21 protein-coding genes and 5 pseudogenes are annotated in these 21,547 nt (G+C 62.0%); 17 read left to right on the plus strand and 9 right to left on the minus strand.

The annotated features are described in order from the left end of the window. Positions 1 to 157 precede the first annotated feature (157 nt). Positions 158 to 406, minus strand: a pseudogene (locus tag AC629_RS50410) (IS110 family transposase); the annotation flags it as partial. A gap of 81 nt (positions 407 to 487) precedes the next feature. Then, positions 488 to 1,221 (minus strand): annotated as a pseudogene (locus tag AC629_RS02825) (IS5 family transposase); the annotation flags it as partial. A 211-nt stretch (positions 1,222 to 1,432) separates the two neighbouring features. Here AC629_RS02825 and AC629_RS50415 point away from each other — a divergent pair. From AC629_RS50415 to AC629_RS02875, 7 genes and pseudogenes are all read left to right on the plus strand, one after another. After that, positions 1,433 to 1,567: pseudogene (locus AC629_RS50415) on the plus strand (transglutaminase family protein); the annotation flags it as partial. 341 nt (positions 1,568 to 1,908) lie between these two features. After that, positions 1,909 to 2,100, plus strand: a complete 192-nt coding sequence (locus AC629_RS02830) for a hypothetical protein (RefSeq protein ID WP_084803301.1) — start codon at positions 1,909 to 1,911, stop codon at positions 2,098 to 2,100. A gap of 1,555 nt (positions 2,101 to 3,655) precedes the next feature. Further along, the gene (locus AC629_RS48275) at positions 3,656 to 3,856 is read left to right on the plus strand and encodes a hypothetical protein (RefSeq protein ID WP_084803273.1); all 201 of its coding nucleotides are present in this window, start codon (positions 3,656 to 3,658) and stop codon (positions 3,854 to 3,856) included. Positions 3,857 to 4,355: 499 nt separating this feature from the next. Further along, positions 4,356 to 4,526, plus strand: a pseudogene (locus AC629_RS44805) (IS110 family transposase); the annotation flags it as partial. A 596-nt stretch (positions 4,527 to 5,122) separates the two neighbouring features. Then, positions 5,123 to 5,581 carry an Hsp20 family protein gene (locus tag AC629_RS02865; protein WP_084803276.1) on the plus strand — a complete coding sequence of 153 codons (459 nt, stop codon included), beginning with the start codon at positions 5,123 to 5,125 and terminating at the stop codon, positions 5,579 to 5,581. Positions 5,582 to 5,662: 81 nt separating this feature from the next. After that, positions 5,663 to 6,154 (plus strand): Hsp20/alpha crystallin family protein, encoded by a 492-nt coding sequence (locus tag AC629_RS02870; protein WP_084803277.1) that lies wholly within the window; start codon positions 5,663 to 5,665, stop codon positions 6,152 to 6,154. A gap of 81 nt (positions 6,155 to 6,235) precedes the next feature. After that, the gene (locus AC629_RS02875; protein WP_084803278.1) at positions 6,236 to 6,562 is read left to right on the plus strand and encodes a hypothetical protein; all 327 of its coding nucleotides are present in this window, start codon (positions 6,236 to 6,238) and stop codon (positions 6,560 to 6,562) included. Between the two features lie 1,049 nt (positions 6,563 to 7,611). Here AC629_RS02875 and AC629_RS02890 read toward each other — a convergent pair. From AC629_RS02890 to AC629_RS02905, 4 genes are read right to left on the minus strand one after another with little or no spacing between them, the layout of a single operon-like run. Continuing rightward, the gene (locus AC629_RS02890) at positions 7,612 to 10,761 is read right to left on the minus strand and encodes an efflux RND transporter permease subunit (protein WP_084803281.1); all 3,150 of its coding nucleotides are present in this window, start codon (positions 10,759 to 10,761) and stop codon (positions 7,612 to 7,614) included. Continuing rightward, entirely contained in the window at positions 10,758 to 11,834 is a 1,077-nt protein-coding gene (locus AC629_RS02895; RefSeq protein WP_084803282.1) for an efflux RND transporter periplasmic adaptor subunit, read from the minus strand. Before AC629_RS02895 ends, AC629_RS02890 begins: the two co-directional genes overlap by 4 nt. Further along, positions 11,831 to 12,958, minus strand: coding sequence for an efflux RND transporter periplasmic adaptor subunit (locus AC629_RS02900; RefSeq protein WP_084803283.1), 1,128 nt, complete (start codon positions 12,956 to 12,958; stop codon positions 11,831 to 11,833). Before AC629_RS02900 ends, AC629_RS02895 begins: the two co-directional genes overlap by 4 nt. Beyond that, positions 12,955 to 13,821, minus strand: coding sequence for a sensor histidine kinase family protein (locus AC629_RS02905; protein WP_245331696.1), 867 nt, complete (start codon positions 13,819 to 13,821; stop codon positions 12,955 to 12,957). The genes AC629_RS02900 and AC629_RS02905 overlap by 4 nt, the downstream gene beginning before the upstream one ends. Before the next feature lie 186 nt (positions 13,822 to 14,007). Here AC629_RS02905 and AC629_RS02910 point away from each other — a divergent pair, with 186 nt between their 5' ends. Beyond that, a complete protein-coding gene (locus AC629_RS02910; RefSeq protein WP_084803284.1) occupies positions 14,008 to 14,670 on the plus strand; it encodes a TetR/AcrR family transcriptional regulator in 663 nt (220 codons plus the stop codon). A gap of 18 nt (positions 14,671 to 14,688) precedes the next feature. On the opposite strand, the gene AC629_RS02915 is transcribed toward AC629_RS02910, so the two are convergent. From AC629_RS02915 to AC629_RS02925, 3 genes are all read right to left on the minus strand, one after another. Further along, positions 14,689 to 15,363: a TetR/AcrR family transcriptional regulator gene (locus AC629_RS02915; protein ID WP_084803285.1), complete on the minus strand. Its 675-nt coding sequence runs from the start codon at positions 15,361 to 15,363 to the stop codon at positions 14,689 to 14,691. Positions 15,364 to 15,371: 8 nt separating this feature from the next. Further along, complete coding sequence (locus AC629_RS02920; RefSeq protein WP_245331697.1) at positions 15,372 to 15,728, minus strand: hypothetical protein; 357 nt, start codon at positions 15,726 to 15,728, stop codon at positions 15,372 to 15,374. A gap of 85 nt (positions 15,729 to 15,813) precedes the next feature. Next, the gene (locus tag AC629_RS02925) at positions 15,814 to 16,107 is read right to left on the minus strand and encodes a hypothetical protein (protein ID WP_084803287.1); all 294 of its coding nucleotides are present in this window, start codon (positions 16,105 to 16,107) and stop codon (positions 15,814 to 15,816) included. 174 nt (positions 16,108 to 16,281) lie between these two features. Between AC629_RS02925 and AC629_RS02930 the strand changes: the two genes are divergently transcribed. The 9 genes and pseudogenes from AC629_RS02930 (at position 16,282) to AC629_RS02965 (ending at position 21,540) form a co-directional block, all read left to right on the plus strand. Continuing rightward, positions 16,282 to 16,488 carry a hypothetical protein gene (locus tag AC629_RS02930; RefSeq protein WP_084803288.1) on the plus strand — a complete coding sequence of 69 codons (207 nt, stop codon included), beginning with the start codon at positions 16,282 to 16,284 and terminating at the stop codon, positions 16,486 to 16,488. Beyond that, positions 16,485 to 16,643: a hypothetical protein gene (locus AC629_RS46465; RefSeq protein WP_168195377.1), complete on the plus strand. Its 159-nt coding sequence runs from the start codon at positions 16,485 to 16,487 to the stop codon at positions 16,641 to 16,643. The genes AC629_RS02930 and AC629_RS46465 overlap by 4 nt, the downstream gene beginning before the upstream one ends. A 22-nt stretch (positions 16,644 to 16,665) precedes the next feature. After that, positions 16,666 to 16,884, plus strand: a complete 219-nt coding sequence (locus AC629_RS02935; protein ID WP_084803289.1) for a hypothetical protein — start codon at positions 16,666 to 16,668, stop codon at positions 16,882 to 16,884. 133 nt (positions 16,885 to 17,017) lie between these two features. Continuing rightward, entirely contained in the window at positions 17,018 to 17,521 is a 504-nt protein-coding gene (locus AC629_RS02940) for a hypothetical protein (protein ID WP_143198864.1), read from the plus strand. Between the two features lie 18 nt (positions 17,522 to 17,539). After that, entirely contained in the window at positions 17,540 to 18,145 is a 606-nt protein-coding gene (locus tag AC629_RS02945) for a PepSY domain-containing protein (protein WP_245331698.1), read from the plus strand. 70 nt (positions 18,146 to 18,215) lie between these two features. Then, positions 18,216 to 19,388: a DUF3734 domain-containing protein gene (locus AC629_RS02950; protein WP_084803291.1), complete on the plus strand. Its 1,173-nt coding sequence runs from the start codon at positions 18,216 to 18,218 to the stop codon at positions 19,386 to 19,388. Between the two features lie 32 nt (positions 19,389 to 19,420). Beyond that, positions 19,421 to 20,212 carry an acetoacetate decarboxylase gene (locus AC629_RS02955; protein WP_084803292.1) on the plus strand — a complete coding sequence of 264 codons (792 nt, stop codon included), beginning with the start codon at positions 19,421 to 19,423 and terminating at the stop codon, positions 20,210 to 20,212. An 83-nt stretch (positions 20,213 to 20,295) separates the two neighbouring features. Beyond that, positions 20,296 to 21,084 (plus strand): annotated as a pseudogene (locus AC629_RS02960) (3-hydroxybutyrate dehydrogenase). A gap of 78 nt (positions 21,085 to 21,162) precedes the next feature. Further along, positions 21,163 to 21,540, plus strand: a complete 378-nt coding sequence (locus tag AC629_RS02965; protein WP_084803293.1) for a hypothetical protein — start codon at positions 21,163 to 21,165, stop codon at positions 21,538 to 21,540. The last annotated feature ends 7 nt before the right edge of the window (positions 21,541 to 21,547 follow it).

Here is a 21,547-nt window from a genome sequence, read left to right on the forward strand (position 1 = left end):
CGGCCCGCTGGATTGCTCGGCCGCCCAAGGCGACCTTTGTCACGAGGCTTCGGTCCGTCCGATTGCTCGTCCAGACCGCTCGTCAGCTACCAGATCAATCGACAATTCTCTGGGKGGATCCTTCCTCCACTGGTAATGCGCGCCGTCGGGGCGCACCGAACGGTTTTACATAGGCCGGCGGGATCAACCGAACCTCATGGCCAAGCTGAGTAAGCTGGCGGGCCCAGTGATGCGCTCCGCCACATGCCTCCAGCGCGACAGTGCAGCTCGGCTGAGCCGCGAAAAAGTCGAGCACCTTTCCGCGGCTGATCCGCTTGCTGAACAACGCGAGACCGCGTCCGTCTACGCCGTGAGCGTGAAAAACATGCTTGGCAATATCCAGACCGATCGTGGTAACCTTTGACACGGACGCCTCCCTTAAGTGGTGCTCAACACCTCCACTTTGGCACACTGATGCCGTCGGCGGGGCGTCCACCCCATCATTAAGCCGCAGCCACAACCGGATAGACGCGAGTTGAACGAAGGCAAGGTAGTTGGCGGCGAGCCTGTCGTAGCGCGTCGCCACCCGACGACATTGTTTGATTCTGTTGAAGAACCGCTCGACCTGGTTGCGCGCGCGGTAAAGATAGGGGCTGAAGCAGATCGGACCGCTGCGATTGCTTTTCGGCGGGATGTTGGCCCACGCGCCTTTTTTCATGGCAAGCTCTCTGATCCAGTCGGCGTCATAGCCACGATCGGCAAGCAGCATTGATCCGGATTTCAGACGAGACAGCAGCTTTCCAGCAAGTCGAACGTCGTGGGCCTCGCCGGGGCCCAACGCCAGTCGCACCGGCAGACCGTTGGTATCGACCACAGCGTGAATTTTGCTCGTGCCGCCACGTGACCTTCCCATCGACTGACGCTGGTTCCTCGTGACGCAGGCTCCATGCTGATGCACGCGGACAATGGAGGTATCGATCATCTGGACAGCGGCATCATGGGCGCCGGCAAGTGCGTCGATGATGCGGCCCCAGACACCAGCCCGCCGCCAGCGGACGAAGCGATTGTAGCAAGTGGTGGGCCAAACGCCTCGGGCAGATCACGCCAGGGTGCTCCGGCGCGCAAGACCCAGAAGATGCCATAGAGGACACGGCGGTCGTTAACCCGTGGAACGCCACGCGGCTTGTTCGGCAGCATGGGTTTGATGGCAGCCCATTCATAATCCGCGAGTTCGTAACGCATGATTCGAGCCCCCAGTTCGGGAAGTTGAATCACGGCGGTCCGGCCGAAGCAACCTAGCCCGGTTCTCCTGGCGCTTCCGGGCAGAAGCGGACATCAACCAACCGACAATCCCCACTGAAACCGTCGAGAATGCCCCTTAGCAGTCACCACGCCCCCACACTGCCCCCGGCAACTTACAGGCTAGTGCGAGCCTATCTAGGCGGCCGCTGTCGATGCACGCAACAACGTTCCGCGCGATCGGTCGCGTCCTGAACGCTCATGGCCGAGATGCGATGTTCTTATCACTCAAACTTTCAGACCAAACAAGCTCATCAGCTTCAAGGCGTGGACCGATGAACTTGTGTAAGGTTCGCCCTGGGCAATTGCGCGCAAATCGATCGAGATTGATCTCGCTAGTTGGTGAGAAGACTGCTACACAGTTTACATCACCGCGCGCTCCCCCTGGCTGTTATCGGTGACTGAGAGCATTGCGCTCCCGCCTCAACCTGAAAGGAGGCGGTCAGATGTCTGATCCCAGAAAATTCGACTTTCGTGAGTGGCTCGTTCCACCGTTGTTGGTGCCGATCTTCCTTTTACTGCTGGTTGCGGTTGTGGTCGTTCTATAGCCGCGAGTCCCTCTCAATCGCTGCGCGCCAAAACTCAGGCGGGGCGCTCGAGCCAAGGCTCAAGCCAAGACAGGAGTCGGAAATGGCAAACACCGCAATCATCAGGGATGCCTATGGGATCCCGGCAATTTTTGTTGGTTCGAAAACAGGACGGGACGACGCGCCCTTTGTTTTCGTCAGGGTCGGAGACGAGGAGCGTCGGATGCGTTGGTCGGAGTGGGATGCTCTTCCGGCCTGGACCGGCGAGCGTCCCTCTTGGGCAACTAAAAAGTAAATAGAGATGGGAATGTTCAGTATGAAGATGGCCCGAACAGGCACATGGACGGTGGCGCTTTTCCTGGCATCGGCCCTCAGTGCAGCTACGCCAGCCGCTTTCGCCGCGGCGCCGAATTGCCGTGCGATCGAAAGCACCAGCGCGCGCCTTTCCTGTTACGACGCGGCCTTTCCTCCCAAGAGGAAGCCAGCCGAGACCGGTATCGATTCATCGTCAGGCTACAAGGACCCGTTCCTTGCAGAAGAAGCCCGAACCGCTGCAAAGCTAAAGAATATTTGCCGCGGTTGCTAAGGTTCACCGACCGCGCGCGCGTAGTCCGAACATGTGCGCTCTAACTGAGAGGGCTAGTAAAATGATGAAAGAGGATGCTGAAAGTCGCCGAGTGGGGCGCCAACGTAAGCGCGCTCTTCGTCTGGCTGGAACGGTACTAGATGACAGCGCGGACCAGAAGAAAGCAACGCCTTCTTGAAGGGCCGGCGGAATTTCGAACGGTCCGCGTTGATCGTTCAAACAAGACTTCGAACCATGATGAGTGATCCAGCGAGCGGCTAACCCCGGGGCAGTTTGCAGATAGTTCCTGCGCGGAAACGAAACAAAGCGCTCGCTATCCAGCGGATAAAGGCGCACTGTCCCATCGCCATCGAGCGGCCCGTAGCATCTATCGGTGGTGAGAACGCAAGTTTGCGCTCCCGCTCAACCCACAGCGGAGCACCAAACATGCCGGCCCGACGAATCCTGGAACAAGCATCGACTTTCGAGTACCGTCTCGCGCAAGAGGCGATTAATTTGCGCCAACAGGCCAGAGGGATGCCCTCTGGCATCCGCCGCACTGAGCTTTTGCGAAAGGCCCGGCAGATCGATGTTGCCGGAGAGGTTAACAAGTGGCTGACCTCGCCGGGACGACAACCCCCAACTTAAGCCTTTTCGTTCGCCAAAGCGATGAACTTCGGCATGCTGCCTGAAGACTAATTCTTATCGGGATTTACTCTCACCCTCCCGGGGCTGGTAAGCCGCCGCCTGCGCTTTATTTAAGCGGGCGGCGTTTTTCCTTGGAATGGAAACCTCCAGCCAAGGCTACTGCTGCCAAGCTGCCTTAGCCTGGTTTTCAGACCGCTCAACTAGGAACGATCGCTGAAGTAGCGGCTTTGAACGCAATCACCTTTTCGAAGCATGGGCTATTAGGTGACTGAGAGCTTGTTGCTCCCGCCTCCAAACAGCGGGACGCGCATGTGCAACAAGTGCGACCAGATCGACTTTGAGATTGAACAGTTCCGTAGGCTGGTATCGCCGCGGATGGACGCGCTTAGTCTATCAATGATCCGATGCATCATCGAATTACTAGAGGCCGACAAAAAGGCCGTTAAGTGCCAAGGCAGCCCGCCGAACTAAGTTCGCTTCGGTTCGCAGCCTTCCTTCACCTTTTCTCCTACGGCATAAATCCTTGGGACGCGCCTAGTCGTCGGGCGCGTCCCTAACCTCACGCGGGTGATGAACATCGTCGGCAAACCGAGCCTGATTGCAGCCATCCGCGCCACCTGAAACCCGAGGTAGCGTCATGCAGAAACGCCGACGATTAAAACAAACGGTGTCCCTTGAAGAGCGCCTTGCCGAAGAAGCCAGACGCCTGCGCGAAGAAGCCGAATTGCTCCGTCATGGGCCAGTACGTGATGAGGCCCTGCGCAGGGCTCGCCAAGCCGAAACGGGCTCGCATATGAGCGAATGGCTGCGATCCCCCGGTCTACAGCCCCCGAAATGATCGCTGTGGACTGAGTAGCAACAAAACTAGCCTATGGTAGTTTATCTCCATCACCGTCCATAGCCCCGGGCGACGGTGACTGAGAGTGCTTCAGGCTCCCGCCTAGGTTGAGTGGCGAGCCATGTGTGAGAAGTGTCAAGAACTTCGGGGTCGCATCAATGAATTCCAGTGCGTTCTGGCTCATCATTTTGATCAGCTCACGAAGGAACGGCTGAGAGAGAGCCTTACTGAACTAGAGGCCGAAAAGGCTGCGCTCCACACGGAGCCCCAGGTGAAAGCTCCTCAGGATTGGGCTTACACAGCGTTTGTCGTAGCCTTCGGGGCCTTGCCGGTTCTCATCGTAGTCGCGGCCCTATTCCTGAAGTAGGCCGCCTCAGCCGGCGGACTTTTCGTGGATCCAGCAATTCCGCTGTTGATGCTGTGGACGGCTGCTCCACCGGCACGAGAGTGGCAAGGAGTGGGCGCCGTTTGAGGCTCCCACGATTCGGAGGAGCGATCTATGCAGTCAATTTCGACAATCGGTCTGGATATCGCGAAGTCGGTCTTTCAAGTGCATGGCGTTGATGCCGCCGGCCAAGTGGTCGTGCGCCGTCAATTGCGGCGCCGCCATGTCCTGGCGTTTTTCCAGAAGCTGCCGCCATGCCTGGTCGGGATCGAGGCGTGCGCGTCAGTAAGGCTCGGACGTCCGTCATTGCGCTGTCCCCGCGCTTGCCGGCGCAGTCGAACCTTTCGGGAGGCTAAACGCGACGGGAAAGGCTTTGGAAGCCAGCGCGTCAAGGGCAGTCTGCTCCTCCGAGAGACGCCGTTCGATGAACTGGCGCTCAAGGTCCGACAGCCTGGTCTTGAGCAGGCGTCGATAGCGGTGGATGTTGTTACGGTGCGCGCGAATGCGGGCCAGATCTTCATCGAGCATCGTCGTCACTCCTGACGATCGTCATGATCCTTTGCGGATTTGAGGGCGGGAGAAGCTTCCCGGCGCAAAAAATATTCAGGCCCGAATGGCTGTCAAGGTGCCTCTCGGCGCACATCCGAGTCTTTTGGAAAGCGATGCGCGACGCCGAGCCGCGCTGCATTGCCGCAAATATTTTTTACGTCCGCCCTCTTGAAACAGCTTCTCGTTCTTCTAAGTCAATTTTCGCCGCGAGAGCGGTGTGCCGGGCGCCAGATCGGGCCCGGTGCGGGCGCCGGGCCGGTGTCTTCGGACCCCGTCTGAAACCCCCGTCCTGCGCTCCTTCGTACCCATCTTGCTCTATGGAGGACTTGGTTATGAGGACCACGTTTGACTTCGCGCCCCTGTGGCGCTCCACCATCGGCTTCGATCATCTGGCCGACCTCGTCGACAGCACAATGCGTCAGGCGACTGAGGACTACTACCCCCCGTACAACATCGAACGGTCCGGCGAGGACCACTACCGGATCTCGCTCGCCGTCGCCGGCTTCGGAGCCGACGACATCACCGTGACGGCCGAACAGAACGCGCTCACCATCGAAGGCAGCAAGCCCGAGAAGGCGGCCGGCGAGTATCTCTACCAGGGGATCGCCGCACGTCCGTTCCGGCGCGTGTTCAATTTGGCCGACTACGTCCAGGTGAAAGAGGCCTCTTTCCGCGGCGGACTGCTGATCATCGATCTCGTCCGCGAGGTGCCCGAAGCGATGAAGCCACGCCGGATCCAGATCGCAGGCGGCGCTTCTCCTTCGCAGATCGAGCAGAAGAAGGCAGCCTGACGCCAGTCAAGGTTCGACGGCGGAACGCGGCGCGCGCAAGCGCAGCCGCGCTCCCTGCCCCATGCAATCAAGGAGAACATCATGGCACTTCGTGATCTCATTCCCCGGTCGCGGAATCAGGAACTTGCGCCGATGCGCGGCAACTACGATCCGTTCATGACGCTTCATCGCGAGATGAACCGCCTCTTCGACGATGCCTTCCGCGGCTTCGGCGGGACGGGTCTGGCGCCACTGATGGAAGGGCAATTCGGCTGGCCCAAGATCGAGCTCAGCGAGACCGACAAGGCGCTGACGATCTCGGCCGAGCTGCCAGGCATGACGGACAAAGACGTCCAGATCGAAATCGCCGGTGGCGTCCTGACCATCCGCGGCGAGAAGAAGGCCGAGCGCAGCGACGAAGGCAGGTACTTCACCGAGCGCACCTACGGCGCCTTCGAGCGGCGGATCCCGCTCGAAGATGTCGAAGAAGACAAGGCCGAGGCGTCGTTCAAGAACGGTGTCCTGACCGTGTTGCTGCCGAAGTCGGAAAATCCGCGCGCAGGCGTCAAGCGCATCGCGATCAACACCCAGTAGCGACATCCGGATGGCGGCTTCGCCGCCGTCCGGCGCTAACTCGAACCCGTCCCGAGGAAAGGAGCGTAAGGGAGGCAACTGATGAGCAACGCCAACGCGAACACCGGCAATCTCGATCCCCTCTTCCATCCGGCCGCGCACTATACGTCTCCGGTGGACGTCCTCAACGACGACGAGCTCTCTGCGCCGGAGAAGCGGATCATCCTGTCGTCTTGGGCGTCCGACATGTTCGCCGTCGAATCCTGTCCCGCCCTGCGGGAGATTCCCGGCATGGGCCATACCATTCGGCTGGCCGACATCCTGGCCGCGCTGCGCCGGCTGGATGGCGACGACGATCCGCCTCGACCCGGCGGCGTCCCCATGCGACTGCGGCGGCCTTGGGCCGCCGCGCAGGCAGACCGTTCGTGATGTTCTCGCCTGCCGCGCTGGGGATTGTCCCGCTCTGGCACGCCTTGATGCGCCGGGCTCGTCGGGCACTGGCTTTCCAAACCTCTGGTGATGCCCACTTTGAAACTTGTCGAGAATGGCAGGTGCAGCACCCTGCTTTGGTTTCGATACGGGAACTGGAGGAGGGGTTTGCGGTTTTTGAATCGTATTTAACAGCGCAAGGAGCACGCCATGGGAGAGCGGCGCCGCAGAGTTAAACAAACCCGTTCCCTTGAAGAACGGTTGGCCGAACAGGCCGCTAAGCTCAAAGAGCGTGCGGCCCAACTCCCGGCTGGCACGGAGCGCGAGGGCCTTCTTCGGAAGGCCCGTTTAGCCGAGACTGGCGCGCACTTGACCGACTGGATCACCTCCCCCGGACTTCAACGGCCGAGGTGAGATGCTGGGCGCGGTCGCGATGGCTCGCAACGTAACAAAGGGCGTTGAGCGAGAACAGGTCCGCGCGTGAGGGGCACGCCCGCCCCCAATCCGAACAGCTCCGATATAACGCTCGCGCTTACAACTGGAGCTAGTCGCAAACCAGAATGCGTCGATAACGCCTGTAGACATATTGGCAGTCGCTACCGGAATAGCGCGAGCTACCATAGGCGTAGCCAGCGTAAGCGCCGGCTGCGTAGGCACCAGCAGCATGAGCTGCGCGATAATCGTATCGCGCTCCACCAACATGGTAGCCGTAGGCTCCGGAGCGGCTGATGTTGACCGACGCGGCCCGCGCCGAGTTTACGACCGCCGGCGCACCGCCGACGCCTCGGGTCGCGGTGAGGTCAGCGCGCGGACCAGCCGCCGGACCGAGGCGAGCCGCTGGACCACCAAGGCCGGCACGAGGGCCAAGCTGAGGAGGGCCTGCCAAGGCCGGCGGACCTGGGGCGGGCATCGGGGGAGGCCCGGCGGGCGGCATCGGAGGGGGCGGAGGAAATTGCGCAAAGGCCGCAGTGGGCACGAGCGAAATCGCCGCGAGCGTCACACCGACGGCAAAGGTCAATCGTCTCTTCGAGGGCATCGTCGTCTCCGTTCTAGATTTGCGTCTCGAGCACCAGCTCTGGCGCATCGTGAGCGGCTATCTGTTCGGCCGGCTTTTCATGCGTAAACGCTTCAGGTTCATGGGCGGCCGATCCATCGCCTTGTTCAGGCTGGATCCGGAACCACGCCACATACAGCGCCGGCAGGAACAACAGTGTCAGCAACGTGCCGACGATGATGCCGCCCATCATCGCGTAAGCCATCGGGCCCCAGAAGATCTCGCGCGCGATCGGAATCAGCGCGAGACTTGCGGCGGCCGCGGTCAACAGGATCGGCCGCATGCGATGCTCGGTCGCCTCCAGGACGGCCTTCCAGGCTGAGCGCCCCTCTCTCTTCAGATCCTCAATCTGCACGATCAGGATTACCGAGTTTCGGACCAGAATTCCGATCAGGGCGAGCACACCGAGGATGGCAACGAAACCCAGCGGCGCTCCGCTGGGCAGCAGGGCCATGACGACGCCGATCACGGCGAGCGGCGCGACCGCGAAGACCAGGAACAAACGATGGAAGCTCTGCAGCTGGATCATGAGCACCGTCGCCATGACGAACAGCATGAGCGGAACGACGGCCACGATCGGCGCCTGGCTCTTGGCGCTCTCCTCGACGGAGCCGCCGATATTCACCGAATAGCCCGCCGGCAGCTCCTTGGTGAACTCCGCGACTTTCGGCGCGAGCTGATCCACGATCGTCTTGGGCTGCACGTTGCCAACGATGCCGGCCTTCAACGTGATAGTGGGGATCCGCGCACGCCGCCAGATCGTCGGCTGCTCGAGCTCGTAACGCAGATTGGCCACGGCCCCGAGCGGCACGGACTGACCGCCGAGCCCCGTCAATTGCAGATCGCGCAGGGTGTCGATGGAAGCACGTTCCGGCGCGGTCGCCCGTCCCGTGACGTTGATGAGATAGATGCTGTCGCGCACCTGGGTGATCGGCGAGCCCTCGAGCACGGAGTTCAAGGTCGTGGCGATGTCCTCCGAGGTCACGCCGAGCTGGCGCGCCTTGTCCTGGAGAACATCGACCTTGACGACGCGCGCCGGCTCCATCCAGTCGAACACGACGTTGCCCAAGTCGGGGCTGCTGCGGACGATCCCGGCGAGCTTCTGCGAGAGATCTCGCACCTTCGCGATATCAGGTCCACTCAAGCGGTACTGCACAGGGCGTCCGACCGGCGGCCCGACCTCCAGCAGTTTGACGTAGGTGTCGGTGCCGGGAAACGTCTTCTTGAGGTAGTCCTCGAATTGTGCCTTGACCTGATCGCGCGCCTTGACGCCTCCCTTGGTCACGACCACCATTTGACCGAACCAGGCGTTGGCGGTCTGCACGTCGAAGGACAGGACGAAGCGCGGCGAGCCGGTGCCGACATAGGTCGACCAGTGGTCGACCGAATTATTGTCCTGAAGCTGTTCGCGCTCGAAACGCGCCATCTGCGAATTGGTATCGGCAATGGAGGCGTTCTGCGGCAAATTCCAGTCGATCACGAGCTCAGCGCGATCCGAGGACGGGAAGAACTGTTGCTGGACGAACTGAAGACCGAACAAGGCGACCAGGAAGGCCGCAACCGTCACCGAGATCGTCATCCAGCGATGATGCATGCAGAACAGAAGCAGACGCGCGAACAGCCGCGCCAGGCGACCCTTCTCACCATGATGGCCCTTCATCGCCGCGGGCAGGATGCTGACGCCGAGGAGCGGCGTAAACAACACCGCCACGATCCAGGAGACGATCAGCGAGACGGCGATCACAACGAATAGCGTGAATGTAAATTCGCCGGCATTGCTGCTATTGAGTCCGATCGGGATGAAGCCGGCAACCGTGACCAGCGTGCCCGTCAGCATCGGAAATGCGGTCGACGTATAGACGTGGGTCGCCGCCTTCTCGAGGGGATCGCCTATCTCAAGCCGCGCGACCATCATCTCGACCGCGATCATGGCGTCGTCGACCAGGAGGCCAAGCGCGATGATCAAGGCGCCAAGCGAAATGCGCTGCAGCGAGATACCTGCATAGGCCATCACAACGAAGGTGATGGCAAGCACCAGCGGGATCGCGATGGCGACCACTAACCCCGCGCGCAAGCCCAGGCTCAGAAAGCTGATGCCCAGCACGATGATTACGGCCTCGAACAGCGCTTCGGTAAAGCCCGACACCGCGTGCTCAACGACCACCGGCTGATCGGCGACCAGGTGCACGCCGACCCCGATCGGCTGGTCGGCAATGATCTTTGTCATTTCCTCCTTCAGCGCCTCGCCGAAATGCAGGAGGTTGGCGCCGGACTTCATGCCGATCGCGAGCGCGATCGCGGGCTGCCCGTTGTACCTGAACAGGGTTTTGGCCGGGTCGACATAACCACGCGTGATGGTTGCAACGTCGGTCAACGGAAAGAAGCGGTCGTTGATGCGGAGGTTGACCGCCTTCAGGCTCGCCTCGGAGGTGAATTGACCGTTCACCCGCACGCTGATCCGCTCGGGCCCTTCCTGGAACACACCTGACGGCGCGACCGCGTTCTGCCCCTGCAGCGAAGCCATGATGGCGTGGACGTCGAGACCTAGGGCCGCGATCTTGCGAGTGGAGAATTCGAGATAAATGACCTCGTCCTGCGCGCCCAGAATATCGACCTTGCCCACATCCGGCACGGTCAAGACCTTGGCGCGAATGTCCTCGACCCGGTCACGGAGCTGACGCTGGCTCAAGCCGTCGCTGGTGAAGGCGTAGATGTTGCCGAACACGTCGCCGAAGCGATCGTTGAAGCCGGGTCCGATCACACCTTGAGGAAACTCGGGCTTGATGTCCGCGATCATATTGCGGACGCGAATCCAGGTCGGCTTCACGTCGGCAGCCTTCGTGGTGTCACGCAGATAGACGAAGATGGTGGTCTCGCCGGCAACAGTGACACTCTTGCTGTAATCGAGCGATTCCAGCTCCTCGAGCTTCTTCTCGATCCGGTCGGTGACCTGACGCGTCATCTCTTCCGGCGAGGCGCCCGGCCATTGCGCCTGAATCACCATGGTCTTGATGGTGAAGTCGGGGTCTTCCTGCCGCCCCAGCTGGAGATAGGCAAAAAGGCCCGCCGCCATGAAGGCGATCATGAAATACCAGACGAGCGAACGATGGCCGAGCGCCCAGTCGGAAAGGTTGAACGACTTCATGGCTTTTCATCCTGTTCGATGCGGACTTGCTGTCCTTGCTTGAGGCTGTGGATCCCGGCGGTGACGACGCGCGCGCCGGGAGCCAGCCCACCGATGACGCGCGCGCCGGTTTGATCGGCGACGACATCGACCTTTTGCATCGACACCGTGCTGGCGGGCTGATCGACGATCCAGACGAAACTTGCGCCGTCCTTGGCGAGCAGCGCCGAGGCAGGCAGGCGCAATATCCGGGCTTGCCCCTTGTCAAGTTTCGCGGTGACGGTCGTGCCGAGGCGAAAGCCTTCAGGCGGATTGTTGAGCGCAATGCGGACCCGCCGTAAACGCGTCGTCGGATCGGCTTGCGGCGCGATCTCGCGAATGCTCCCTTGCACCTGAACGGCGGGCAACAGCTGTAGGCTGACCGTGAACGGCAGGCCGACCTCCAGCGGTAGCGGAAAGTCCGGTCCGATATCGATGACGGCTTCGCGAACATCGGGTCTCGCGACCGTCGCCACGCTTTGACCGGGAGATACCACCTGGCCGGCTTCCGCCCCGACTGCGGTGACAACACCGGCGAAGTCGGCCCTGATCTGCGAGTAGCCGAGCTGCTCGATCGCCTTGGTCAAGTTTGCCCGTGCGCGCGCCACCGTTGCTTCCGCGCCGGCACGCGCCTGCGCGGCGTTATCCAGCGCCTGCTTTGTGGTTGCATCGGTAGCGATGAGCGTTCGCTGCCGTTCCTCCGTCGCTCGGACGGTCGCGAACTGCGCCTCGGCCTTGGCAAGCTCCCCTTTGGCCGAGCGAACGGCGAGCTCGAGGGCCGTCGCGTCAATGGTGCCGACTGTCTGTCCTTCATTTACGAGATCACCGACATAGACTGGACGCGTCGTCAGGCGTCCCAGCACGCGGAAGCCGAGATCGGTTTTGTAGCGCGGCTCGACGACGCCCACCGCAACCGCATCGTCGGCGTGGTCCGCTTCGAGAAGCACCGATTGGACGGGCCGCACGGGCTCCGGCGCCTTTGTCTCCTGCTGGCATCCGGCAAGTGCAAGCGCCCATGGAAGCGAGGCTGCCACAATCATTGCGCGGCTCGTCATGAGGGATCTCCTTCATAACTCACAGGCTGGCCCACGCTCAAAAGCTTGCCGCCGTCGACTACGACGCGCTCGCCCGGCTCGAGACCAGCCTTGATCAAGACTTCTCCGGCCTCGTAGCCATCGACAGTTACCGGCCTCAGCAAGGCTGTCCGCGTTGCCGGATCGACGGTCCAGACCGCGGGCCTCGTGCCCGCCGCCATTAATGCGCTCCAGGGCAACGCGATCTGCCGCTCGGCATGTACTTTCACAGTTCCTGCGACAGGGCTTCCGAGCGTCATTGCGGCAGGCTGGTCCTTGATCGCCACCTTGACCCGAATGGTCGAACTCCCGGCGTCGACGGCCGGCGAAACCTCCCGAACGTGGCCGCTTGCGGTCACGCCCGCATCGGAGACGAGCGCCAACGAGACGCTGCGGTCGTCAGCATTGCCGAGGAAAATGGACTCATAGACCTCAAACACGGCGTCCCGCTCCCCATCCTGCGCCAGCGAAAATACCGGTTGCGCGGCCTGCACGACCTGACCCGTTTCCAGGTTGCGTGCGGTGACGACACCGTCCGCTTCGGCTCGCAGCGCGGTGTAGCCAAGGGCCTCCTTTGACGTTCCAAGCTGCGCTCTTGCCGCTTCGAGCGCGCCTTCCGCGGTTCGCATTCCTTCCTGCGCCTGGTCGTAGGCGGTGCGCGTGGTGAAGCCGCTTGCGATCAGCGCCTTCTGCCGCTCGAAAGTCGCCTGCGCCACCCGCAGCTGGGATTCTGCGGCGAGGACAGCAGCGGTCGCGGCATCGACATCGGCGTCTTGCTCGGCGGGGTCGAGAAGCGCCAGCACTTCGCCGGCCCTGACGTGGGTCCCGACTTCGACATAGCGCGCGATCACACGTCCGCTGACACGGAACGACAGATCGGCGCGGAAGCGGGGCTGCACCTCGCCGGTCAGGGTGATCGAGGCTTGCCGGTCCTTCGGCTGGACGACCTCTGTGCGCACGAACGCGGCGCGCGCGGGCGGAACATCGCCACGATCGTTGCAGCCGCTGAGCCCGGCTGCGACCAGCGCGAGCCCCAAGCCGGCGAGCGGCTTCAGCAGGAGTTCGGCTCGACCGATTTTGGTGTGGTTCGAATAGTCCGGTTTCACAGCGCGTCCATGCGGTGAGAGGGTGACAGCAGCTCGCCCAAGGCGTCCGAGCCCTTGCGGAGCAGAGACAGTTCATTCGGATGCGCTCGCAACAAATTTGGATCCGCCCCGATCGCGGCCGGGCGCTCGACCTGATCCGAGAGGTCGGAGCCCGAGCCGGGCGTCGCGAACGACCTCGCCTTCAGCGGGCGCGGCGACCTCATGCGGCGCGTCGCCATCGACCAGTTCGCCTGCCGCTCCCGCTCGCTCAAGTGAAACGAGAGAACGACGGATGTGAACCCGGCGGCGAAGCCGTGCTCGATTCGTCCGCCCAGCCCCCTGGCAAGGTCACTACGGGTCTGGAGCTCGCGACCCAGGGCCGCCCGCGCCAACCGTGAGCCGTTATCCAGCACGACGCAGTTCACCACCGCACCGATGCGCCTCAGCTTGACTTTGATCTCGCCGGCGCGCGCGTCGAAATACGCATGCTTCGCCGCGGTCACGATGAGGTCGTGGACGATCAGGCCAAGCCGCCAGCACCGCTCTGATTGAAGCGGAAGAGATTCAGTGGCGAATGCCAGCCGGATCCCCATTCGATCCAACAGGGACTGGCGCATGGCGCAGCCCAGTTTGCGAATGTAAGTCGCGACGTCATGGAGGGCTTCGCCCCGGGGCATTGCGAGCGCCCGATGCAGCTCGGCATGTCCGTGCAGCAGCTCGACCACATCGCTTAAGGCGGCCTTTGCTTCCGTCCCGTCGGCCCGGATGACCGCAGCCGAGACCAGATCGATCGCCGAGGCGATCCCTTGATCCACCCTGTGATGCAATTCGCGCAGCAGGACGCCCTCGTGTGGGCGGTGCGGGTACGGGCTCAACGCAGTCACTTTGATCTCCTGAGGTGGACCGGAGGATCGGGGGCCAACGCACACAGACCGTCCGGAAAGCCGTCGCGGGCCGACCCGCGATTTATAAATAAACTATACCGTATATTTTCTTTTTCTTGCCTTTTCCCACCGGGCGTGTCAAGTGCGATCTGCGCGCGCACAGACTCGTGATTGGGAGATCGACGGATGACAAAGAAGAACACCCCGAAACGTGGCAGACCGCCCAAAGACCTCGCCGGTGACGTTCAGGCCCGGATCCTTGACGCAGCCCAGCAACTTTTTCTCGAGAAGGGCTACCGTAGCGCCAGCATCGATGACATCTCCGAGCTGGCGCCGGCGAGCAAACCAACCATCTATGCCCGTTTTCCCGGCAAGGAGGCACTGTTTGCGGCGGTGGTGGCCCGCACCATTACCGGGCTGACGGATTTCGAAGGCTTTGAGCCCGAGGGCCGCACCCTTCAGGACAAGCTCGCGAGCCTCGGCACCGCCGTCGTGGAGAAGGTCATCGAAGAGTCGTTGGGCATGGTCCGCGCCACGATTGCAGAGGCGCAGCGTTTCCCGGAGTTGAGCCGCAACGTCCACGATGCTGCACGCGATCGCTCCGTCAACGCCATTTCCCAACTCCTGAATGAAGCGACGCAAAAGCTGGCGCGCTCTTCAAAAGGTCCCTTCAGTAGCAAGCGAAGCCTTGCCACCGCTCAGATCTTCCTGGATCTGATCCTGTTGCCGATGCTGTTTCGTTCGTTGGTGGGAGAAACATCCAAGGAGCTGAGACGCGAGCTGCCGTCTTTCGTGCGCGAACGGGTTGGCTTTTTCCTTGCGGCCTGCGAGGCAGACTGGACGCCGTGAGCCGGCGATCGCCAAACGCTAGGTGCGACAGGGAGACTTGTAAGGCAAACCGGTCCGAATGCTGATCACTTGCGAGGGCGCCGCGTTGACGGACGCTGCGTTGCTCAGCGCCCGCGCGCAAAAGCTCATCATCTCGTTGAAGGCCGGCCGAAGAGCGGCCGCCTTGATACGGGACGGATTGAGGTATGCGTCCATCGCGTCCAGCAGGCAGCAGGCCAGCGCCATTGGACTCCCTGCTCGAAATTCGCCACCGGCCTGCCCGGCCGCGATCACCGACCGCACGACGCCGCGAAGGCGATCCGCATGGGACAGGCTGGCCGGCCAGTTTGCTTGTCCTGCGGCGACCACCAGTTCGTGCAAGCGGACATTGTTTGCCAGTCGATCTTCATGCATCCGGGAGATCGCCCTAAAGGCAGCATTTAACCGGTCCAGGCCCGAGCGACCGCTTCGCGCCGCACTTGCAGCTGCCGCGGACACTTCCTCAAGCAGCTCTGCCACGACGGCCTCTTCGAGCGCTCGGCGGCTGGGATAGAACCGATAGAGATTTGCTGGGGACATCGATGCGCCGCGAGCGACGTCGGCAACCGTGGTCTTCCGATACCCGATCTCGCGGTACAAGCGGATTGCAGCCTGCACAATTCGTTCGCGAGTGCGCAACGATCCAACCTGACGGGTAGTCCGCGCCTTCAGCATGCCCGGCCTCAACGCGACGGAATCGCGTGCATTTCACGCCGGCATGCCTCGCCGAATTCACGCAACGGATCCATCTCCTCCATGAAGCCCGGCAGGTCGACGAACGACGTGTTCGGTGCAAGGTAGGTCTCGATGATCAGCCGGCCCGCCCGCTCCGCGGCATGGACCACCTCGTCGTCGGACAGAATCCGCATACGCCCGATAAGCGCATACAAATTCACCAGCGCCGGGATCTCGGATTTGTCGCTGGTCAGCGCGTCCGCATAAAGCCGGGACGCCTCCTCAATGAAGCTTCGATAAAGCTTTTCACGCTTGGTGACGGCGTGGGCATGATGGCGCTCGCGGCCCCTGCGGCGACGGGTCACCCACCCGCTCACAATCGTGGAGATCGCTCCGAAGGCCGAGCCGCCGAACGCGGCGAAAGCGGGAACATATATCGTGTTCATACGATCATTCCTCATCTTTTGCGCCGCGGTACCGCTGCGATTCTATGGTCCTGACCGAAGCAGTAGGCGCTGCGTGCTCGAAGACGGCTCTGCAAGCATCGCTCAGGTCTGACTTCTTTTGCCTGAGACAGGCTTCCACATTCGCGGCGTCGGGGATGTAGCCGGCGCACAGACGAAACGCATCAGGCGCGCATGCCGCCCTCTGCTCAGGTGTGCCGCGGTCCTCCTGCGCGAGGGCGGCCGCCGCGCCCAACGAAATGAACACCAAGACCGCGAGTACCAGCCGGTTCTCGAACATATCGGATCCTTTCTCAAATTGAGGCATCTGCTTTCCGAGCGAACCAGGTCTCGCGACCTAGGTCCCCTCCATCCAACCAGGACGAACACGGGCTTGTGAATCTCAGCTCTTGACACATCCCGCTATCCGCGCTGTATATGAAATATACGGTATAGTTTATTTATGAGGTAAAAGATGTCAAGCCTGTTCTTGGCGCCCGTACGGGAAAACCCCTGGCCCGGAATCGCCGTCGCATCGCTCAATTTGATCGTGGGCGTGTCGCTCGTGGGCGTGAGCCTGCTGCTGGGTATCACGATTTCGGTAGTCGCCTGGGTGCATGCGCTCGCCGATCGCGCGCCAACGCCGGTGCGAAACCGCGCCGCGCGGAGGAGGCTCGCATGACACCGCTGCTGCTGCTGTCGCGCGACTGCTTCATCTGTTGGGTGAATATCTGGATCGCGCCAGTCGAATGCGTTTTCGACCTGATCGAATCGGAGCTGGCGCACAGAGGAGTTGTGCTTGAAGCAGACGACCATGTCGCGCTGCAGGCAGCCTGATTATCATGACTGAGGTCCTGACATGCTGAATTTCGTCGAGGTCTTCAACGTCATGGACGTGGATCCGACCACCGGACATGCCGTCTGGACCGGGCTCACGGGCACGCGAACGGCGATTGAGCGCGACGGGTTCGTGATCGACCCGCAGGCGCCCGCCTATTGTCTGAGAGCATGGCTCGACGAGCGCGGCTATCTCGACTCCGAGCTTGCCCGCCAACATCCTCGCCCGTGGGGCATCTGACAATGAGATCGATTCATATCATGGTCAGGAGCCGAGTGCAGTGAGCCGGCGATCCGTTCTATCGATGCGCGCGGGCCGATCCGCTCGGTCCGGCATTCCACTGCGGGCTTACTTTCTGTGGGCCGGCGCGGGCTTGCTCCTGCTGCTGTGCGCGGCCGATTGGGTGCTGCCTGCTCCCCTGCCGAGCCGATCTGCGGCGGCAGATCGAGCGATGCCGCCGATCCGCATCCACTCCGATGTGAAGGGACCGGAACTGGTGGTCATTGATACCAATCAGCCCGCGCGAGCGGTGGCGGACAAGGATATCGCAGCCTTCGCGCATCTGGAGAACGCTGATGCAGCCGATGCTGTCCAAGAGCCGATTTCGCTCGCATCCGTGGACGGCAGCGAAAGTCGCCCCGCAACATCGATGACCTCGCGGGTGCGCGAAAGCCTGGCGCAGTCCATCGCCGATCACGACGGGGCGCGTGCCATGGCCGAGCCGCGACGCACATCCGCTCACGCGCGGAGCGGCAAGCGCCGGCGAGCTGCAGGGCATCTGCGGCCCAGCGGCACGCTCGGCCGGTGCAATGCGTTCAGCGGCGGCGCCTGCCGCGCTCATACCCTCGTGCGCCGACTAGACGACCTGCCGTTTTGAACCTCGGGATTTACCTGAATGTTGTCGAAGAAGCATTTGTTTGCCCTCATCGTATGGTCTGCCACACTTGCCGCAACGGGCGCGCTCGCCGATGTCGCCCAAAGGCCTGCGGATGCCGATCCCCTCGGCGCGGCGGCACAAAGCGGTTCGGAGGAGACGGCGATTCGCCGCGTGCTCGAGCAATTCCACGCCACGCACGTCCCGCTCAGCCAGGCCATGGCGATCGCCGAGCATTTGCATGACGGCTCCAGAACCGCCGATATCAGCTTCGAAGCATTCGACACACCCGTCTATCGCGTGCGCACGATCAAGAACGAGCATGTATGGGAGAACGTCATTGATGCAAACACCGGCAGCATCACGGGCAAGGAGATCGCATCTACCCTCAAGGAACTCGATCGAGAAGACCTCGCCAAAGTCATTGCCCTGAAATGGATCAAGCAGGAAATGGCGGATGCGGTGCAGGTCGCCGAAAGAGCTGCAGCCGGCAGCGCACTGGCTGGAGGGTTGATCAGGCAGGACGGCAAGCTCAATTTCGTGATCGTCGTGGCCACTGGAGACCATCTGAAAGAGGTCATGCTCGAGCCGCCCAAGGTCGGAAAGCAAGGGTCATCCCGCCACTAGCCGCAACAGGCAATCGCGTTCGACAAACCAGGAACAGTTGGCCACACCACAAACAAGAGCACATCAAATCATGAACTTTCAACCTCGAGCACAATTCACAACCGCGCAACGGCGGCTGCCCTTCGACTGCGTCGCCCTACTCCTGCAAGGCGGCGGCGCCCTCGGCGCCTACCAGGCAGGCGTCTACGAGGCGCTGGCCGAAGCCGGCATCCATCCGGACTGGGTCGCCGGCATCTCGATCGGCGCCATCAACGCCGCCATCATCGCCGGCAATCCGCCCGAAACCCGTGTTGACCGGCTGCGGGATTTCTGGACTCAGGTGACCTCGACCGGTCCCTGGGATTGGTCCGGCAATTCCCTTTTTGATTGGGCCCGGAGCGACGCCACGCGCAATCTCGTCAACCAGATGAGTGCGGGGCTCGCCGCGGCCTGCGGCGCGAGTGGCTTTTTCTCCGCGCGCCCGATGCTGCCTTGGCTGCAGGCTGCCGGGACCAGCGATGCCACCAGCTTCTACGACACCGGCGCACTCAAGAGCACGCTCGAGCGTCTGGTCGATTTCGATCGCCTCAACACCGGAATGACGCGCTTCAGCGCAGGAGCGGTCAATGTCCGGACGGGCAATTTCGTCTATTTCGACACCACAACGCATACGATCGGGCCGGCGCACATCATGGCGAGCGGCGCGCTGCCGCCTGGCTTTCCGGCGGTCGAGATCGAGGGCGAGCATTACTGGGACGGCGGTCTCGTCTCCAACACGCCGTTGCAGTGGGTGATCGAATGGGGTGTCCCGCAGGACATGCTTGCCTTTCAAGTCGACCTCTGGAGCGCGGGGGGCCAGGTTCCGCGCAACATGGGCGAAGTCGCGACGCGGCAAAAGGAGGTCCAGTATTCAAGCCGTACGCGCGCAAGTACGGACCAGTTCAAGCGCGTTCATCGTCTGCAGCGTGCCCTTGCCGCTCTGTTGCGACGCCTGCCCGATGATCTTCGCCAGCACGAGGACGTGAAACTCCTCAGCACCGCCTCGTCCGATCATGTCTACAACATCGTCCACCTGATCTATCACGCGCGCAATCACGAGGGGCACTCCAAAGACTACGAGTTTTCCCGCCTGTCGATGCAGGACCATTGGCGCGCCGACTATCACGATGCGCTGCGCACGCTGCGCCATCCCGAAGTGCTCGCTCGTCCCGCCAGTGCGGACGGCGTCTTCACGTTCGATCTCGAGCATGATGGCCGCGAGTAGACCGATCGCTACTGTCTTACGGAGAATTAAAAATGCGCGAGAATGACGTCCTCAAGCGGGCTTTTGCAATGCCCCTGACCAGCCCGGCCTATTCGCCGGGGCCCTATCGCTTTGTCGACCGCGAGTACCTGATCATCACCTATCGCACCGATCCGGCCAAGCTGCGCGCAATCGTACCCGAACCGCTGGAGTTCGACGAGCGCGAAGCTCTCGTCAAATATGAGTTCATTCGGATGCCGGACTCCAACGGGTTTGGCGACTACACGGAAAGCGGCCAGGTCATCCCCGTCTGTTTCCGCGGGCGCAAGGGCGGCTATACGCATTGCATGTTTCTCAATGACGAGGGGCCCATTGCGGGTGGACGCGAGCTCTGGGGCTTTCCGAAGAAGTTCGCGCAGCCGACGCTGCGAACCGAGATCGACACCTTGATCGGAACGCTGGATTACGGACCGCTACGGGTCGCAACGGGAACGATGGGCTACAAGCACCGTGAGGCCGAGCCGGCGCACATCAATGCCGCTCTCAAAGAGCCGAACTTCCTGCTCAAGATCATTCCCCACGTCGATGGCAGTCCGCGCATTTGCGAGCTCGTCGAATACCACCTCGAGGACATCGTGCTGAAGGGAGCCTGGACCGGGCCGGCGGCTCTGGCTTTGACGCCCCACGCTCTGGCACCCGTTGCCGAACTCCCGGTTCTGGAGATCGTTTCCGCCGTTCATATCCGTGCAGACCTCACGCTTGGTCTCGGCAAAGTGGTCCACGACTATCTGCAACAGCCGGCTAGACGTTCGCTCCGGGCCAACGAGAGAGCTCTCGTCTTCTGAGTGTAACGGCGCCTTGCCAAGCCGGAAGATGTTCCGGGCTGCAAACTTTCAATTCTTCTTGCGTACAGACGAAGGTAAACGAGATGCGACTTCTGAAGGGCAAAGCGGCTGTGGTGACCGGCTCGACCAGCGGCATAGGCCTTGCGTGTGCCCGAGCATTCGCCGGCGCCGGCGCCAACATCGTGCTCAACGGGATGGGTGCGCCGGCCGAGATTGAGAGGGAGCGCACCGCGATCGAGCGCCACTTCGCCGTCAAGGCGATCTATTCGCCCGCGGATATGGCGAAGCCGCTCGAAATCGCTGAGCTCATCGCACTCGGAGAGAAGACCTTCGGGAGTGTCGATATCCTGGTCAACAATGCCCGGATCCAGCACGTCTCTCCTATCGAGGAGTTTCCGATCGAGAAGTGGGACGCGGTCATCGCCATCAACCTGTCCGCCGCGTTCCACGCCATTCGCGCGGCCGTGCCCGGCATGAAGAATCGCGGTTGGGGTCGCATCATCACCACGGCCTCGGCGCATTCGCTGGTCGCCTCGCCCTTCAAGTCGGCCTATGTCGCCGCCAAGCACGCCATCGCGGGCCTCACCAAAACGGTGGCGTTGGAGCTCGCCAGATCGAAGATCGCCTGCAATTGCATCAGCCCCGGCTAGGTCTGGACGCCGCTCGTGGAGAGGCAAATCCCGAACACGATGGAGGCCCGTCGGATGAAGAGAGATGAGGTGATTAACGATGTCTTGCTCGCTGCGCAGCCCACCAAAGAATTCGTTACGGTCAAGCAAGTTGCCTCGCTCGCCCTGTTCCTGTGCAGCGACGACGCCGCGCAGATCACCGGCGCCAACCTGCCCGTCGATGGAGGCTGGACCGCGGCGTAAGGCGGTAGAAGTCAGCTCCAGAAACGCGCGACGACACGCCACGCCGCCGCCAACAGCTCACAACCCGGACCTCGAACAATGTCTCCCAGCTCAAGCAGCAACCAGCTCGATGAAACCAACGGCAGCCAGGTCTTGCAGCGGCGCGACCGGTCGAAGCCCAATGTTGCAAGAAACGGCACGCTACTCGACGTCACCGAGGATGAGCACCTGACCAAGGCCTTGCGCCTGCGCGAGGCCGCCTTCAGCGACGACGTGCTGCCCGCCGGGGCCAAGGTGAAGGCTCCGCTGGATTTCTACGCTGCGACCGAAGCGGAGCGCGTGGCGCGCAGCCGGAAGCAGGCATCATCCAAGAAAAATCGCCGACCGCAAAGGGTCAATGTTCTTTCCTCATCTGGCAGCTTTAAGGGCGCATCTTTGACTGGTGCGCGCAGCTGCTTGCGAAGACAACATAGTTGACGCAGGT

It is taken from the genome of Bradyrhizobium sp. NAS80.1, assembly GCF_001908205.1.
Taxonomy (GTDB): Bacteria; Pseudomonadota; Alphaproteobacteria; order Rhizobiales; family Xanthobacteraceae; genus Bradyrhizobium.